Origin of the sequence: Nocardioides sp. (assembly GCF_050246775.1) — a bacterium.
Taxonomy (GTDB): Bacteria; Actinomycetota; Actinomycetes; order Propionibacteriales; family Nocardioidaceae; genus Nocardioides.
In genome coordinates this window covers 1,289,108-1,302,862 of the sequence record NZ_JBFWVK010000001.1, presented here as the reverse complement: position 1 = coordinate 1,302,862, position 13,755 = coordinate 1,289,108, and the positions used below count along the sequence as shown (strand labels likewise).

The 13,755-nt window shown below is 70.6% G+C and carries 17 protein-coding genes; 8 read left to right on the top strand and 9 right to left on the bottom strand.

The genetic code is table 11. The features are described from left to right. Positions 1-22: 22 nt before the first annotated feature. From AB7I40_RS06115 to AB7I40_RS06085, 7 genes are all read right to left on the bottom strand, one after another. Entirely contained in the window at positions 23-1,654 is a 1,632-nt protein-coding gene (locus AB7I40_RS06115; protein ID WP_428344158.1) for a solute symporter family protein, read from the bottom strand. Position 1,655: 1 nt separating this feature from the next. Continuing rightward, on the bottom strand, positions 1,656-2,006 hold the full coding sequence (locus AB7I40_RS06110) for a DUF485 domain-containing protein (protein ID WP_428344157.1): 351 nt from the start codon (positions 2,004-2,006) through the stop codon (positions 1,656-1,658). A gap of 139 nt (positions 2,007-2,145) precedes the next feature. Continuing rightward, a complete protein-coding gene (locus tag AB7I40_RS06105) occupies positions 2,146-3,636 on the bottom strand; it encodes a cation acetate symporter (protein WP_428344156.1) in 1,491 nt (496 codons plus the stop codon). Then, positions 3,633-4,034, bottom strand: a complete 402-nt coding sequence (locus AB7I40_RS06100) for a hypothetical protein (RefSeq protein ID WP_428344155.1) — start codon at positions 4,032-4,034, stop codon at positions 3,633-3,635. Before AB7I40_RS06100 ends, AB7I40_RS06105 begins: the two co-directional genes overlap by 4 nt. Continuing rightward, positions 4,031-4,747: a LytR/AlgR family response regulator transcription factor gene (locus AB7I40_RS06095; protein ID WP_428344154.1), complete on the bottom strand. Its 717-nt coding sequence runs from the start codon at positions 4,745-4,747 to the stop codon at positions 4,031-4,033. The genes AB7I40_RS06100 and AB7I40_RS06095 overlap by 4 nt, the downstream gene beginning before the upstream one ends. Next, positions 4,744-5,853, bottom strand: a complete 1,110-nt coding sequence (locus AB7I40_RS06090) for a sensor histidine kinase (RefSeq protein WP_428344153.1) — start codon at positions 5,851-5,853, stop codon at positions 4,744-4,746. Before AB7I40_RS06090 ends, AB7I40_RS06095 begins: the two co-directional genes overlap by 4 nt. Positions 5,854-5,868: 15 nt before the next feature. Next, on the bottom strand, positions 5,869-6,708 hold the full coding sequence (locus AB7I40_RS06085; protein ID WP_428344152.1) for a hypothetical protein: 840 nt from the start codon (positions 6,706-6,708) through the stop codon (positions 5,869-5,871). A 59-nt stretch (positions 6,709-6,767) separates the two neighbouring features. On the opposite strand from AB7I40_RS06085, the gene AB7I40_RS06080 reads away from it, so the two are divergent. Then, complete coding sequence (locus tag AB7I40_RS06080; protein ID WP_428344151.1) at positions 6,768-7,493, top strand: oxidoreductase; 726 nt, start codon at positions 6,768-6,770, stop codon at positions 7,491-7,493. A 286-nt stretch (positions 7,494-7,779) separates the two neighbouring features. Here AB7I40_RS06080 and AB7I40_RS06075 read toward each other — a convergent pair whose 3' ends face one another. Continuing rightward, on the bottom strand, positions 7,780-8,565 hold the full coding sequence (locus AB7I40_RS06075) for an HAD family hydrolase (RefSeq protein ID WP_428344150.1): 786 nt from the start codon (positions 8,563-8,565) through the stop codon (positions 7,780-7,782). A gap of 143 nt (positions 8,566-8,708) precedes the next feature. Here AB7I40_RS06075 and ssd point away from each other — a divergent pair, with 143 nt between their 5' ends. The 7 genes from ssd (at position 8,709) to AB7I40_RS06040 (ending at position 13,436) form a co-directional block, all read left to right on the top strand. Then, on the top strand, positions 8,709-9,746 hold the full coding sequence (gene ssd / locus AB7I40_RS06070; protein ID WP_428344149.1) for a septum site-determining protein Ssd: 1,038 nt from the start codon (positions 8,709-8,711) through the stop codon (positions 9,744-9,746). After that, positions 9,743-10,909 (top strand): TadA family conjugal transfer-associated ATPase, encoded by a 1,167-nt coding sequence (locus AB7I40_RS06065; RefSeq protein ID WP_428344148.1) that lies wholly within the window; start codon positions 9,743-9,745, stop codon positions 10,907-10,909. Before ssd ends, AB7I40_RS06065 begins: the two co-directional genes overlap by 4 nt. Beyond that, entirely contained in the window at positions 10,906-11,664 is a 759-nt protein-coding gene (locus AB7I40_RS06060) for a type II secretion system F family protein (RefSeq protein WP_428344147.1), read from the top strand. Before AB7I40_RS06065 ends, AB7I40_RS06060 begins: the two co-directional genes overlap by 4 nt. A 140-nt stretch (positions 11,665-11,804) precedes the next feature. Continuing rightward, positions 11,805-12,374, top strand: coding sequence for a type II secretion system F family protein (locus tag AB7I40_RS06055; protein WP_428344146.1), 570 nt, complete (start codon positions 11,805-11,807; stop codon positions 12,372-12,374). A gap of 134 nt (positions 12,375-12,508) precedes the next feature. Continuing rightward, complete coding sequence (locus tag AB7I40_RS06050; RefSeq protein WP_428344145.1) at positions 12,509-12,691, top strand: DUF4244 domain-containing protein; 183 nt, start codon at positions 12,509-12,511, stop codon at positions 12,689-12,691. Then, positions 12,691-13,098: a TadE family type IV pilus minor pilin gene (locus AB7I40_RS06045; protein ID WP_428344144.1), complete on the top strand. Its 408-nt coding sequence runs from the start codon at positions 12,691-12,693 to the stop codon at positions 13,096-13,098. Before AB7I40_RS06050 ends, AB7I40_RS06045 begins: the two co-directional genes overlap by 1 nt. Then, positions 13,095-13,436 (top strand): Rv3654c family TadE-like protein, encoded by a 342-nt coding sequence (locus tag AB7I40_RS06040; RefSeq protein WP_428344143.1) that lies wholly within the window; start codon positions 13,095-13,097, stop codon positions 13,434-13,436. Before AB7I40_RS06045 ends, AB7I40_RS06040 begins: the two co-directional genes overlap by 4 nt. Positions 13,437-13,440: 4 nt before the next feature. Here AB7I40_RS06040 and AB7I40_RS06035 read toward each other — a convergent pair whose 3' ends face one another. After that, a complete protein-coding gene (locus AB7I40_RS06035) occupies positions 13,441-13,740 on the bottom strand; it encodes a hypothetical protein (RefSeq protein WP_428344142.1) in 300 nt (99 codons plus the stop codon). Positions 13,741-13,755 lie beyond the last annotated feature (15 nt).

The window sequence follows — 13,755 nt, the reverse complement described above, 5'->3', positions numbered from 1 at the left end:
GACGTTGCGCTGCCGGCCCGGATCAGTGCTGGACCGCACCCTCCGCGCCCGCTCCGGTGAGCGCACGCACCTCGAGCTCGGTGTAACGGCTGCCCTGGGACTCCTTCTCCTTGGACAGCACCGTGCCCAGCCAGCCCAGGAAGAAGCCGATCGGGATCGAGACGATCCCGGGGTTCTCCAAGGGGAAAAAGGAGATGTCGATGCTTGTCGGCAACAGACTCTGGTTGACCCCGTCGATCACGCCCTTGCCCGACATCACCGGCGAGAACAGCACGAGTCCGAGGGAGGCGATCAGCCCGCCGTAGATGCTCCACGTCGCGCCCTGGGTGTTGAAGCGCCGCCAGAACATGTTGTAGACGATCGCCGGGAGGTTGGCCGAGGCGGCCACCGCGAAGGCGAGCGCGACCAGGAAGGCGATGTTGAGGTTCTGGGCCGGGATCGCGAGCAGGATGGCGATGAGACCGATGGTGAGCGCCGCGATCCGGGTCACCTTGATCTCGTCCTGCTCGGAGGCCTTGCCCTTCTTGATCACGTTGTTGTAGATGTCGTGCGCCACGGAGGCCGACGACGTCAAGGTCAGGCCGGCCACCACCGCCAGGATGGTGGCGAACGCCACCGCGGCGATCACGGCCAGCAGTACGGCGCCTCCGGTCGAGCCGGCTCCACCGCCCACCTCCTGGGCGAGCAGCGGCGAGGCCAGGTTGCCCTTGCTGGTGGCCACCTGTGCGGCCTGGTCGCCCTTGAGCATGGCGGCGGCACCGAAGCCCAGCACCAGGGTGAAGAGGTAGAAGACCCCGATGAGACCGATGGCCCACAGCACCGACTTGCGGGCGTCACGGGAGGTCGGGACCGTGTAGAAGCGGATCAGGATGTGCGGCAGACCCGCGGTGCCGAGCACCAGCGCGATGCCCAGCGAGAGGAAGTCGATCTTGCTGGTGGTGCTGACGCCGTACTTCAACCCAGGCTCGAGGAACGCCTGGCCCTTGCCGGAGTTCGACGCGGCAGTGCCGAGCAGGTCGGAGAGGTTGAAGTGGAAGTGGATGAGCACCAGGAGCACGATCAGCGCCGAACCGATCATCAGCAGCACAGCCTTGACGATCTGCACCCACGTGGTGCCCTTCATGCCCCCGACGGTGACGTAGAAGATCATCAGGATCCCGACGCCGAAGATGGTCAGGTTCTTGATCGCCTGGCTGTCCACGTCGAGCAGCAGGGCCACGAGCGAGCCGGCACCGACCATCTGGGCGAGCAGGTAGAAGATCGACACCACGACCGTGGACGTGGCTGCCGCCATCCGGACCGGCTTCTGCTTCATCCGGTAGGCCAGCTGGTCGGCCATCGTGTAGCGACCCGAGTTGCGCAGCATCTCCGCGACGAGCAGCAGGGCTACCAGCCACGCGACCAGGAAGCCGATGGAGTAGAGGAAGCCGTCGTACCCGGACAGGGCGATGGCGCCCGAGATGCCTAGGAACGACGCCGCCGACATGTAGTCGCCGCCGATGGCCAGACCGTTCTGGATCGGTGAGAAGGATCGGCCGCCGGCGTAGAAGTCAGCCGTGCCGGAGGTCTGGCGGCTGGCCCAGAAGGTGATCGCGACGGTCAGCGCGACGACCCCGAGGAACAGAGTCGTGGTGAGGAGTTGGTGATCACCCATGTCAGTTCTCCTTGGCAGGGTTGGCGGCGTCGAAGCGGTCGTTGAGCTCGCGCGCCAGCGGGTCGAGCCGCGCGGTGGAGAACCGGCTGTAGAGCCAGGCCAGGGCGAAGGTGGTCACGAACTGCAGCAGTCCGAACACCAGGGCCACGTTGATGTTGCTGTCGAAGAGCCTGCGACTCATGAAGTCGCCAGCCCAGTTCGACATGATCACGTAGAGCAGGTACCAGCTCAGGAACGCGACGGTGGCGGGGAAGACGAAGCCGCGATAGCGGCGTCGCAGCTCTTTGAACTCGGCGGTCTCGGCGATGTCTTCGTACTCGCTGCGGCGATGGTCGGTCTGATGAGTCGTCACGGGGCATCAACCTTCTCGGGGGCAGTGTGATCACCGTCACCGTCGCAGCGCCTTGTGCGGTTCGGGGAGGGGGCCGTGCTCCTGGCTCGGTCAACGGGGCCCAGCCATCGCCGAACGGTGGATCTGGTGCGACGAGCGGTCAGCGCGCCAGGTCGACGGCCTCCGGGGTGTGCAGACGCACCATGAAGCGCCGCACGTGCGCCGGCACCCGCCTGCGGGTGAGCAGGGACCCGCCGATCATGGTGGCGAAGGCCAGCGGGACCGACCAGGCGGCCGGCTGGCTCAGCAGGGCACCGACCCAGCCCGAGGTGGACGGGGTGGCGAAGGCGTAGGCCACCCCGAGCCCGGAACCGAGGAAGCCGACCAGCATCCCGGCGACGGCACCCACGTCGGTCAGGCCCCGCCACCAGATGCCCAGGACCAACAGGGGGCAGAAGGTGGAGGCGGCCACGGCGAAGGCGAGACCCACTGCTCGTGCCACTCCGACGTTCTCGGTGGCGAGGGCGAGGAGGCACGGGACCACCACGGCGATCGCCGCACCGATCCGGAAGGCGGTCACGCCCGAGACCCGAAGCCGGCCGACGACATCCTGGCCGAGCACCCCACCCACGGCGATGGACAGACCCGAGGAGGTGGACAGGAAGGCGGCGTACGCCCCCGCGGTGACGAGCGCGGCCAGCAGCTCGCCGCCCAGCCCGGGGACCATCTGCCGCGGCAGCTCGAGGACCAGGACGTCACTGCGGGCGGGATCACCGTAGATCCGGCCGAGAGCGGCGTACACCGGGGGCAGCACGTAGAAGGCGCCGAGCAGCGCCAGCACCACCAGCGTCGTACGACGGGCGGCACGGCCGTCGGGGTTGGTGTAGAAGCGGACCACCACGTGGGGCAGTCCCATCGTGCCCAGGCAGGTGGCGATGATCAGGGACCAGGTGACGTAGAGGCCCTGGGCACCGCCGTCGGCCACCGGGAGTGACCACGCAGCCGCGTTGGGACCGGCCCCGGCCGGGCTGGGAGAGCCGTCGCCGACCCAGACCGAGAGCAGCACGATGGCCGGCACCAGGAGGGCGGTGACCTTGAGCCAGTACTGGAAGGCCTGGACGAAGGTGATGGAGCGCATCCCGCCACTGACCACGTTGAGCAGGACCACCACGGCCACGCTCACCGCGCCGACCCACCGGGGCGCACCGAGCGCCGCGGCGAGCGTGAGCCCGGCGCCCTGGAACTGGGGCAGCAGGTACAGCCAGCCGATGGCGACCACGAGCAGGGAGGAGACGGCCCGGACCCGGGTCGAGCGCAGCCGTGCCTCGGCGAAGTCGGGCAGCGTGTAGGCGCCCGAGCGGCGCAACGGGGCGGCGACGAGCACGAGGAGCACGAGGTAGCCGGCGGTCCAGCCCACCGGGTACCACAGCATGTCCGCACCGAACACGAGCACGAGGCCGGCCACCCCCAGGAACGAGGCGGCCGAGAGGTACTCCCCGCCGATGGCACTGGCGTTGAGGGCCGGCCGGACGCTGCGCGAGGCCACGAAGAAGTCACTCGTGGTGCGCGACAACCTGAGGCCGACGGTGCCGATCGCCAGGGTCGCGATGATGACCAGCACGACGGCGACCACGCCTGGGACCGAGGTCATCGCTGGTCCGAGCGCAGTTCGGTGATCTCCACCAGCTCCGCGAACTCCCGCTCATGGGTCTCGGCGCGGCGAACGAACGACCAGCCGAGCAGGAACAGCGCCGGATAGATCAGCACCCCGAGCACGAGCCAGGAAACCGGCACACCGACCAGGTGCCACTCGGTGAGCTCCGGGGCGAGGCGGAAGGCCAACGGCATCGCGAAGCCGAGGAGTACGACGGGCAGCAGCGTCAGCACGGCGAGTCGCAGCTGGGCCCGCAGCAGCGAGCCCATCAGCACCGTGCCGAGCACGGTCTCCTCATCGATCTCGCGGGCCCGGGCCCGAGCGCGGCTGGTCAGCCGGGCCGGTCCGGTGACCCGGACGCGCTCGGGAGGCGGGAGCGGATCGGGATCGGTCACGGCTTGCGCCGGGTCAGGAGATCGCGGAGCTCACGGGTGTGCCGCCTGCTCACCAGCAGCTCCCGGTCGCCGACCAGGACACTGCACTTGCCGCCCTGGACCCGGACCTCGTCGACGTGCTGGAGTGCCACCAGAAGACTGCGGTGGATCCGGACGAAACCGGCGGCCGCCCAGTCGGCCTCGAGCGTCGAGAGCGGGATCCGGACCAGGTGGGAGCCCTCCGCGGTGTGCAGACGCGCGTAGTCGCCGTGGGCCTCGACATGGGTGATGTCGGAGCGGTTGACGAACCGGGTGACGCCGCCGCGCTCGACCGGGATCTGCTCGTCGCCGCTGACCGCCGCCCCCGACCCGCCCTCGACGATGCGGCGGATGGCCTCGGCCAACCGCTCCGCGCGCACCGGCTTGAGCACGTAGTCCACGGCACGCAGCTCGAAGGCGTCCACGGCGTGCTCCTCGTGGGCGGTGACGAAGACGATGGGTGGCGGACTCTTGAACCGCGACAGCACCTGGGCGAGCTCGAGGCCGGACAGTCCGGGCATCTGGATGTCGAGGAAGACCGCGTCCACCTCGAGGTCCTGCAGGATGCGCAGCGCCTCGGTGGCCGAGTCGGAGGTGAGCACACCCCCGACGCGCGGGTCCTTGCCGAGCAGATAGGTCAGCTCGTCGAGTGCGGGCCGTTCGTCGTCGATGACCAGCACCTTCAGCGTGTTCATCCGTGGACCCCCGGGGCGAACTTGGGCACCCGGACGATCACCTTGGTGCCGGCTCCCGGGGCTGTCTCCACGATCAGACCGTAGTCGTCACCGAAGGTGGCGCGCAGCCGTGCGTCGACGTTGCCCAACCCCACGGAGTCGACATCGGAGTCACCGGCCAGTGCCCGCCTGACCTTCTCGGGGTCCTCTCCCACGCCGTTGTCCTCGACCTCGATCACCGCCTCGCTGTCCTGGTCGCGCGCCACGATGGTGATGTGTCCCTCCTCGCCGGTCAGGCCGTGACGCACGGCGTTCTCGACCAGCGGCTGGATGCACAGGAACGGCACCGCAACCGGAAGCACCTCGGGGGCGATCCGCAAGGTCACCTGGAGCCGGTCGCCGAAGCGTGCCTGCTCCAGCAACAGGTAGCGCTCCACGCTGCGCAGCTCCTCGGCGAGCGTGGTGAACTCCCCGTGCCGGCGGAAGGAGTAGCGGGTGAAGTCCGCGAACTCGAGCAGCAGCTCGCGCGCCCGATCGGGGTCGGTGCGCACGAACGAGGCGATCGCTCCCAGAGAGTTGTAGATGAAGTGGGGGCTGATCTGGGCCCGCAGCGCACGGACCTCGGCCTCGATCAGCCGGTTGCGGGAGGCGTCGAGCTCAGCGAGCTCCAGTTGGCTGGACACCCAGCGCGACACCTCGTCCGCGGCCCGGACCAGGTTGGCCGTGGCGGCTCCGGTGAAGACCTGCAGGGTGCCGACGATCCGTTCCTCGACGACCAGCGGGCTCACGATCGCCGCGCGCACGCCACAGTCCGGCCTGGCGCAGCCGATCTCGCGACGGTCGGCCACCCGGGTCGCCCCGTGCTCGATCGCGAGCGTGGCCAGACCGGCGCTCTGCTCCGCGTGGTGACGGCTGCTGCCGTCCCAGGCGAGCAGGGACACGGTGTCGGTCAGCGCGGCCGCCGGCGTACCGAGCAGGGTCCTGAGGTGCCGGATGCTCTGCTCGGCGCTGGCACCGGTCAGCCCGCGGCGCAGGGCAGGCGAGGCGAGCGAGGCCGTGTGCAGGGTGCGAAAGGTCGCCCGGTCGGCCTCGGTCCCCAGCGGAGTACGCCGCCAGTGCAGCCTCACCGCCGGCTCCTCAACTCACCGGAAGTCGATGAGGAGCGTGGCCTCGGCAGAGCTCTCGAACAGGGCGTCCTCGGGACTCGAGGCGCTCCCGGTGGTCGAGCCGGTCTGGGTGGTGCCGGCTCCGGCGGTCGAGCGGGCTTCGGTGGTCGACCCGGTTCCGGTGGTCGAGCGGGCTTCGGTGGTCGAGCGGGCTTCGGTGGTCGAGCGGGCTTCGGTGGTCGAGCTTGTCGAGACCACGTCCGGGGTCGCCCACAACGCGTCCACCACGGTCGCTCGATGGCACGTGCTCACCCACGGCATCTGCATGCCGTCGTTGCCGCGGCCGTAGCCGGCGTACAGCTCGAGCGCTGCGGCCACCCGCTCCTCCCGGTCGGCGGGCTCGAGGGCGCTGAGCTCGGCCCGGATCAGCCCGGGCAGGGTGTCCTGGTTGACGATCTGCCAGTAGCGGAAGGTCTCCTGCTCCACAGCTGCGAAGCGGGGGTGGAGCGTCAGTGCGGCAGCCGGGTCGGCAACCGGAGTCAGCCCGAGGAGCCGGTCGAGCTTGCGGGCCCACGGGATGCGCTGGTCGCGCTGACTGCACACGAGCGTCAGGCGTCCCCCGCTGCGCAGCAGCCGGGCGATCCGGTCGAGGTCCTCGGGAAGCCGATTGGAGGCGACGACCGCGTCGAGCACCGTGGTGCCCTCACCGGGGAGCGCCATCACGTGGTGCCCGGCGCGCGTCACGGCGGCGGTCAGGTAGGCCGGCGCCAGGCACGCGACCTTGCGCCGCGGGCCGCCCACCAGCCAGTCAACGGCCTCGGCGGGAAACGCGGGGGCGTCCTTCGGGGAACCCAGGGGGTCGGCTGGAGTCTGCATCGGTTGTGAGGCTACCTGTCCGGTGGCCCGGAATCGGGGAGCAACTAGCCTTCGGTGCCATGGACTCCCGTATGGACGCGCTGGCATCGCTCGGCTCGCTCGAGGGAGTCGCGTCCGCGCTCGCGGGGAGCCGCGACGGCATCGACGCGCTGCTGCGTGACCGAGGGCTGCGTCGTACCCCGCCCGAGCTGACCACCGAGTCCCTCCTTCGAGGTGCCATCGCCTCGGCCACGCTCGAGGGGTCCGTCTCCTCGGCCGAGGAGATGCGGGCGGGCCAGGGTGACGAGGTGGCCGTGGCTGCGTTGCGGCTGTCCACCGAGCTGCTGGCACTGGTGCCCACGCTGAGGACGGCGCCGTTGCAGGCCTTTGCCCGCCTCCACGCCGTGCTCGGAGCAGGAGCGGTCGCTGACGACCAACTCGGGCGTCCTCGCGACGGTGCGGCAGCCGAACGCCTGCACCTGCTGGCGCGACGCCTTCTCGAGCCCACGACCGCCCCGGCCCTGCTCGTCGCCGCCGTCGTCCACGCCGAGCTCGCCACGGCCGCCCCTTTCGCCTCACACAACGGGCTCGTGGCCCGTGCGGCCGAGCGGCTGGTGCTGGTCACCCGTGGCGTCGACGAGAAGTCGCTCATCGTGCCCGAGGCCGGGCACCTGGCACTGCGCGCGGAGTACGAATCCAACCTGCGGGCCTATGCCCAGGCTGGCGGCAGCAGCGGCGTGCACGCGTGGTTGGTCTACGCGGCTGAGGCCTACGCGAAGGCCGCGGAACTCAGTCCGGTGCGGTAGTCGGAGCCCGTCGTTCGGTGGTCGAGCAAGCCCGAGACCAAATGCGAGCGGCACCCGCCATCGACGAGGATGTCAGGTGCCGCCGCTGACACACGAAGCCTTGGCTACCAGGCTGCAATCGTTCCAACTGCTGTCCCGGGAGTATCCCGGAGACGCGCGCCCTGTAGGAAGGGTAGATCGATGCGTGGGTACCCGGCTCGTGTGCAAATTCATGGAGTTGTGACTCCGTTGTACGCCGCGTTCGGCGCGCACACAAGGCTTGACTTTTCGGCCGATCGGCGCGTTCTCAGGCACCCAACCGGCGTTTGCGGCTGTTGGCCCAGACCGCGCCACCGACCGCCAGCGCCCCACCCACGGCGAGCACAGCGAGGGTCGGACGCACCGGCAGCACCCTGCTGCGCAGCGCGACCGGCTTGGTGAAGACCAGGATCGGCCACTCGTTCTGCACCGCGACCTTGCGCAGCTCGCGGTCGGGGTTGACGGCGAACGCGTGCCCCACCGCCTCCAGCATGGGGACGTCGGTGATGGAGTCGCTGTAGGCGAAGCACTGGGTGAGGTCGTAGCCCTCGGCCTCGGCCAGTTCGCGGATCGCCCGCGCCTTCTCCTCCGCGTAGGCGTAGTAGTCGATGTTGCCGGTGTACTTGCCGTCGACGACCTCCATCCGGGTTGCGATCACCCGATCGGCGCCGAGGAGTTCGCCGATGGGACCGACGACCTCGGAGCCGGAGGTGGACACGATGATCACGTCGCGTCCGGCCATCGAGTGTTCCTCGATCAGGCTGACCGCCTCGTCGTACACGATCGGATCGACCACGTTGTGCAGGGTGTCGGAGACGATGTCCTTCACGGTGTCGACGTCCCACCCGGTGCACAGCTGCGACATGAACTGCCGCATCTTCTCCATCTGGTCGTGGTCGGCCCCACCCACGAGGTAGACGAACTGTGCGTACGCCGAGCGGAGCACGGCCCGCCGCGAGATCAGCCCGCCGGCCTGGAAGGGTTTGCTGAACGCCAACGTGCTCGACTTGGCGATGATCGTCTTGTCGAGGTCGAAGAAGGCCGCTTGGCGCATTGCTTCAGCATAGGCGCCCGAGGGCAGCCCGGTGGGTGGATCCCCGGGCCAGGTGTTCTCCACAGGGCCTCTCGAGGCCGTGGTTGTCCACAACCTGGAGGTGACCGGGTGTGGCCGTCCGAGGACCGGGGGAGCCTCACAGCATGACCGTTCCGCTGATCGTCACCCGCGACGACGTCCTGCTCGAGGAGCTGCTCAGGCTCAGTGCGGCTGCGGGCGTCGTGCCCGAGCTGGCGGCCGATGGCCAGGCGGCCCTGCGGTCCTGGTCTGGCCCGCCGGTGGTGCTCGTCGGCGCCGATCTCGCCGCCGAGGTGTCGGGTGTCGACCCGCCGCGACGATCGGGGGTGCACCTGGTGTCGTGGGGTGACGTGGCCCCCGAGATGTTCCGCATCGCGTTGCGGCTGGGGGCGGAGAACGTCGCCGAGCTGCCTCGAGCCGAAGGGTGGATCATCGAGGCCCTTTCCGACCTCGACGAGGGTGGACCCGGCCTCATCCTGGGAGTGATCGGAGGCAGTGGTGGGGCCGGGGCCTCGACGTTCGCCTGTGCTCTGGCCCAGGTGGCGGCGCGGCGCGCCCCTGCAGCGCTCATCGATCTGGACCCGTTCGGACCGGGGCTCGACCGGATGCTCGGCTGTGAGTCGGAGGCAGGCATCCGGTGGTCGGGCCTGGTGCAGAGCTCCGGCCGCCTGAGTGCCCGCTCCCTGCGCGAGGCGATGCCCGGCCGGGCCGGAGTCGGGGTCCTCACCTGGGGGTCGGGCCAGCCTGGGTCGCTGGGGGTTCGCGGCGTCCGAGAGGCGCTGGCGGCTGCTCAGCGGGGCCACTCGAGCGTGGTCCTGGACCTGCCGCGACTCGATGATCCGTGGGTCGATGAGGTGATGGCCCGCTGTGACCACCTGCTCGTCGTGGTCCAGCCGACCCTCACCGGCATCGCCTCCGCGACCCGGGTCTGCCGCCGCTGGGCGGCGGGAGGGCCGGCCTCCCTGGTCGTACGACGCCCCGGGCTCCCAGCCCACGAGATCGCTGACGTCCTGGACCTGCCGATCGCCGTCGAGCTGGGCCGGCAGCGCGGGCTCGACGAGGCGATCGACCTCGGCGTCGGGCCCGTCCGCTCCTTCCGGGGACCCCTGGCCCGGGCCGCGGCCACGGCACTGGACACGGTGCGGTCCCGGACGGTGACATGAACGCGCGAGTCGAGGACGACCTGGTCGCCCTCGTCCGGGAGCGACTGACCCGAGAGCCGGGCGACCTGACCCCCCAGCGGGTGGCCGCGGCCCTGCGTGCGGAGGGACGACCTGTGGGGGACGCGACCGTGCTCCTTGTCCACGAGGCCCTGAGTCGTGACGTTCTAGGAGCCGGTCCGCTCGAGCCGCTCCTGCGTCAGCCGCTGGTGACCGATGTGTTGGTCAACGGTCCGCATCAGGTCTTCATCGATCGCGGACAGGGGCTGGAGCAGACCGATGTCCGGTTCCGCGACGACGATGCGGTCCGACGGCTGGCGCAACGGCTTGCCGCGCGCGGTGGGCGCCGGCTCGACGACGCCTCACCCTGGGTGGATCTGAGGCTCGCCGACGGCACCCGCTTCCACGCCGTGCTCGCACCGCTCGCCCGACCCGGCACGTCCCTGTCCCTGCGGGTGCCGCGCAGTCAGGTGTTCACCCTCGAGCAGCTGGTCGACACCGGGGCGGTGACAGCAGGTGGTGCCCGACTCCTCACCCGGATCGTGGAGCGCCGCCTGGCGTTCCTGGTCACCGGCGGCACCGGGTCGGGCAAGACGACCCTGCTCAACACCCTCCTGAGTGAGGTCGATCCTCGCGAACGGCTCGTCCTGGTCGAGGATGCCAGTGAGCTTCGCCCCGACCACCCGCATGTCGTCGCCCTCGAGGCACGGCCGCCGAATCTGGAGGGTCAGGGGGCAGTGACCGTGTGTCAGCTGGTCAGACAGGCGCTGCGCATGCGGCCGGACCGGCTCGTGGTGGGGGAGGTTCGCGGGCCCGAGGTGGTCGACCTGTTGGCGGCCCTCAACACGGGCCACGAAGGGGGCAGCGGGACCCTGCACGCCAACTCGGCGGCCGACGTGCCGGCCCGGATCGAGAGCCTGGCCCTCGCCGCCGGCCTCGGTCGCGAGGCCACCCACAGTCAGCTCTCGTCGGCCATCAACGTGGTCATCCACCTTGCCCGGACACCGGCGGGGCACCGGTTCCTCGCGGAGGTCGCGGTCCCGATGCGCGATGAGGCGGGCATCGTCAGGGTGCTCACCGCGGCCCGCTTCACGGCCTGCGGGGAGTCCTCCACAGGGTCTGGGGCAGACCTTCTGGCCCGAGCACTGGAACCGGAGACCTCGTGACGTCCTGGCTCTCGTGGGTCACCGTCGGGACTGCAGCTCTGGCCGCTGCGTTGCTCGTGCCTCGGCCACCGGTGTTCCCGGCCAGACCCCGGGTGACGCCGGTCCTGCTGGTCGCGGTTGCCGCCGTCGTTCCACTGGCCTCCGCACGAGTCGTTGTCCTGTCCCTTGTCATGGGGGGCTGCCTGCTGGCGGCCAGGAGTCTGCTGGTTCGTCGCAGGCACCGGCGAGAGTCGTTGGAGGGGCAGGCGCGGGTGCTGGGCTTCTGCCAGGTCGTCGCCGCCGAGCTGAGCGCCGGTCAGCCTGCCGGCGTTGCCCTGGAGCGTGGGGCGGTCGAGTGGCCCGGCCTGGCCCCGGTCGTGGCGGCGTTCGAACTGGGCTCTGACGTGCCGCAGGCGTTGCGCGAGGCGGCCACCGCCCGTGGCCAGGGTGATCTTGTCCTGATCGCGGCCGCCTGGCAGGTCGCCCATCACAGTGGGGGCGGCCTCAGTGCAGCGATCGCCCGCGTCGCTCGAGGTCTTCGCGCCGCGCAGGCCACGCGGCGTGTCGTGAGCGCGGAACTGGCCAGCGCCAGGGCGACCGCCCGGTTGATGGCCGGGTTGCCGGCGCTCGCCCTGGTCATGGGCCGAGGGATCGGAGCTGACCCGGTGAGCTTTCTGGTTGGTTCGAGCGCCGGGCTCGTCTGCCTGGCTGGTGGCCTGATGCTCGGATTCCTGGGGTTGTGGTGGATCGAGGCGATCGCCGACGGCATCTCGTGAGCTGGATCCTGGCCTGCGGGCTGTGCTCGGGTGTGGCAGGTCTCCTGATGTGGCCGCTGCGACCATGGCTCAGGCGTGAAGAGCCGCCACCCCGGCCCGACGAGCGTGGACTGGTCGCGCGCGGGAGGTGGCTATGGGTCGTGTCGGCCTTCATCGGGGCCACCACGTTCGCCCCCGGTCGGTGGTCCTTCGCGCTGGGTGCGGTGTGTGCCGGCGCCACCTGGTGGCTGGTGGAACGCTCCGAGACACCAACCGCACGGCGTCGACGCGAGGGACTGCGCCGCGACCTGCCGCACCTGGTGGAGCTGCTCGCGGCAGCGCTCGGTGCTGGCGCCTCGCCCGGACCCGCGCTGTCCGTCGTGTGCGCGGCCCTCCCCGGCGCAGTCGCCGACGAGCTGCAAGGTGCGCGTTCCAGTCTTGCCCTCGGCCGCACGGCCCTCGAGGTCTGGACCGAACTGGCCCGCCACCCACAGCTGGGGGCCCTGGGGCGGGCTCTGGCACGCGCCGAGCGGTCCGGTGCACCGGTGGTCGATGCCGTCAGGCTGCTGGCGGACGACCTCGCCTCCGATGCCCGCATGGACCTGGAGGACCGAGCACGGGCAGTCGGAGTCAAGGCGGCATTGCCGCTGGGGCTCTGCCTGCTGCCGGCGTTCCTGCTGCTGGGCATCGTCCCCCTCGTGGCCGGAGCCGTCGGAGCGATCCGGTGGTGAGCCCCCTCATCGTCCACAGGGCGCGCCGCAAGCGCACTTGTTCACAGCCAGTCCGAGAGGCGAGGCAGATTCCTGACCGGCAGCGCAGAGTCGAGACAGGCCGCGGAACGACCGCGGCGGACAAGGAGGCAGCAATGACGATCTCGCCCAGCCGGCCCCGCAGTGAAGCCGGCATCACCACAGCCGAGTACGCCGTCGGCACCGCCGCGGGGGCCGGGCTGGCAGGCCTGCTCTACACGATGCTCACCGGCGGGTTCGGCACTCGCCTGTTGACGACCCTGTTCGACCACGTCCTGGCGCTGTTGGGGATCGGCTGATGTCGCCGCGGGTCGGGGCGGTGGCCTCGCGAGGCACCACCCGGCCCTGGGGACGTCGCGAGGAGCGTGGCGCGGTGACCGCCGAGACGGCCATGATGCTGCCGCTGCTCGTCGCGCTGACCGGAGTGCTCGTGTGGGTGCTCAGTCTCGGGGTGGACCAGGTCCGCGCGGTCGACGCGGCGCGTGAGTCGGCGCGGGCGCTGGCTCGTGGCGAGACCGAAGCGGCCGCAGTTGCGCTCGGCCACCGGGTTGCGCCGCCGGGCGCCGAGGTTGCGGTCACCCGTCGCGACGGACTCGTGACCGTGGTGGTGACCAGCCGGGTGCAGGCGCCAGGCGGACTGTTCTCCGCAGTGTCCGGCCCCACCCTTCGGGCCGAAGCCGTTGCGCTGCAGGAGGATGCGCCGTGACCAGTCAACGCGGCGCGGCCACCGTTGTCTCGCTGGTGCTGGCCGGAGTCCTGTTCCTGGTGGGGCTTGCCGGATCCTGGGTCGGCGGTGTCGTCGTGCGTCACCGAGCCGCCCAGTCCGCCGCGGACCTCACCGCCCTCGCCGGTGCCGAGGCGATCCAGACCGGACGCGCGCCGTGTCCGGTCGCTGATCGGGTGGCGCGCGAGAACCAGGCGCGGATGACCCGCTGCGAGGTCTCCGGTCAGGAGATCTGGATCGGCGTTGAGGTCAGCGGACCTGCCCTGCTCGGCAGAGTGCCGACCCTCGCGGGCCTGGCCCACGCAGGGCCGCGGCGGTGAGGGGTCAGTTCGAGTCGTCGTCGGAGCGGCGCTCAGCCTCGACCCGGTCCAGCTTCTCCGAGAGTTCCGACAGCTTCTTGTGCTCGCGCCGAGCTCGCATCTCGCGTTTGGTGCCGATCTTGAGGATCGAGAAGCCCCAGAGCACGCACACACCGGCGGCCACGCCGACCAGGAAGAGCGCCATCGGGCTGAGATCGATGCCGAGCAACGAGGCCTTCCCCGCCGCATCGGTGTCGCTGGTGAAGACCCCGGCCACGATCGCGAGTGCACCGACGCCGAGCAGCAACAGACCCAGGATCACCATGTCGGCAGGCTACCG

Bases quoted from the DNA above. Each gene is read 5' to 3' on its own strand.
- AB7I40_RS06115 (WP_428344158.1), bottom strand. From the start codon at position 1,654: ATGGGTGATCACCAACTCCTCACCACGACTCTGTTCCTCGGGGTCGTC.
- AB7I40_RS06105 (WP_428344156.1), bottom strand. From the start codon at position 3,636: ATGACCTCGGTCCCAGGCGTGGTCGCCGTCGTGCTGGTCATCATCGCG.
- AB7I40_RS06095 (WP_428344154.1), bottom strand. From the start codon at position 4,747: ATGAACACGCTGAAGGTGCTGGTCATCGACGACGAACGGCCCGCACTC.
- AB7I40_RS06085 (WP_428344152.1), bottom strand. From the start codon at position 6,708: ATGCAGACTCCAGCCGACCCCCTGGGTTCCCCGAAGGACGCCCCCGCG.
- AB7I40_RS06080 (WP_428344151.1), top strand. From the start codon at position 6,768: ATGGACTCCCGTATGGACGCGCTGGCATCGCTCGGCTCGCTCGAGGGA.
- AB7I40_RS06075 (WP_428344150.1), bottom strand. From the start codon at position 8,565: ATGCGCCAAGCGGCCTTCTTCGACCTCGACAAGACGATCATCGCCAAG.
- ssd (WP_428344149.1), top strand. From the start codon at position 8,709: ATGACCGTTCCGCTGATCGTCACCCGCGACGACGTCCTGCTCGAGGAG.
- AB7I40_RS06065 (WP_428344148.1), top strand. From the start codon at position 9,743: ATGAACGCGCGAGTCGAGGACGACCTGGTCGCCCTCGTCCGGGAGCGA.
- AB7I40_RS06050 (WP_428344145.1), top strand. From the start codon at position 12,509: ATGACGATCTCGCCCAGCCGGCCCCGCAGTGAAGCCGGCATCACCACA.
- AB7I40_RS06045 (WP_428344144.1), top strand. From the start codon at position 12,691: ATGTCGCCGCGGGTCGGGGCGGTGGCCTCGCGAGGCACCACCCGGCCC.
- AB7I40_RS06035 (WP_428344142.1), bottom strand. From the start codon at position 13,740: ATGGTGATCCTGGGTCTGTTGCTGCTCGGCGTCGGTGCACTCGCGATC.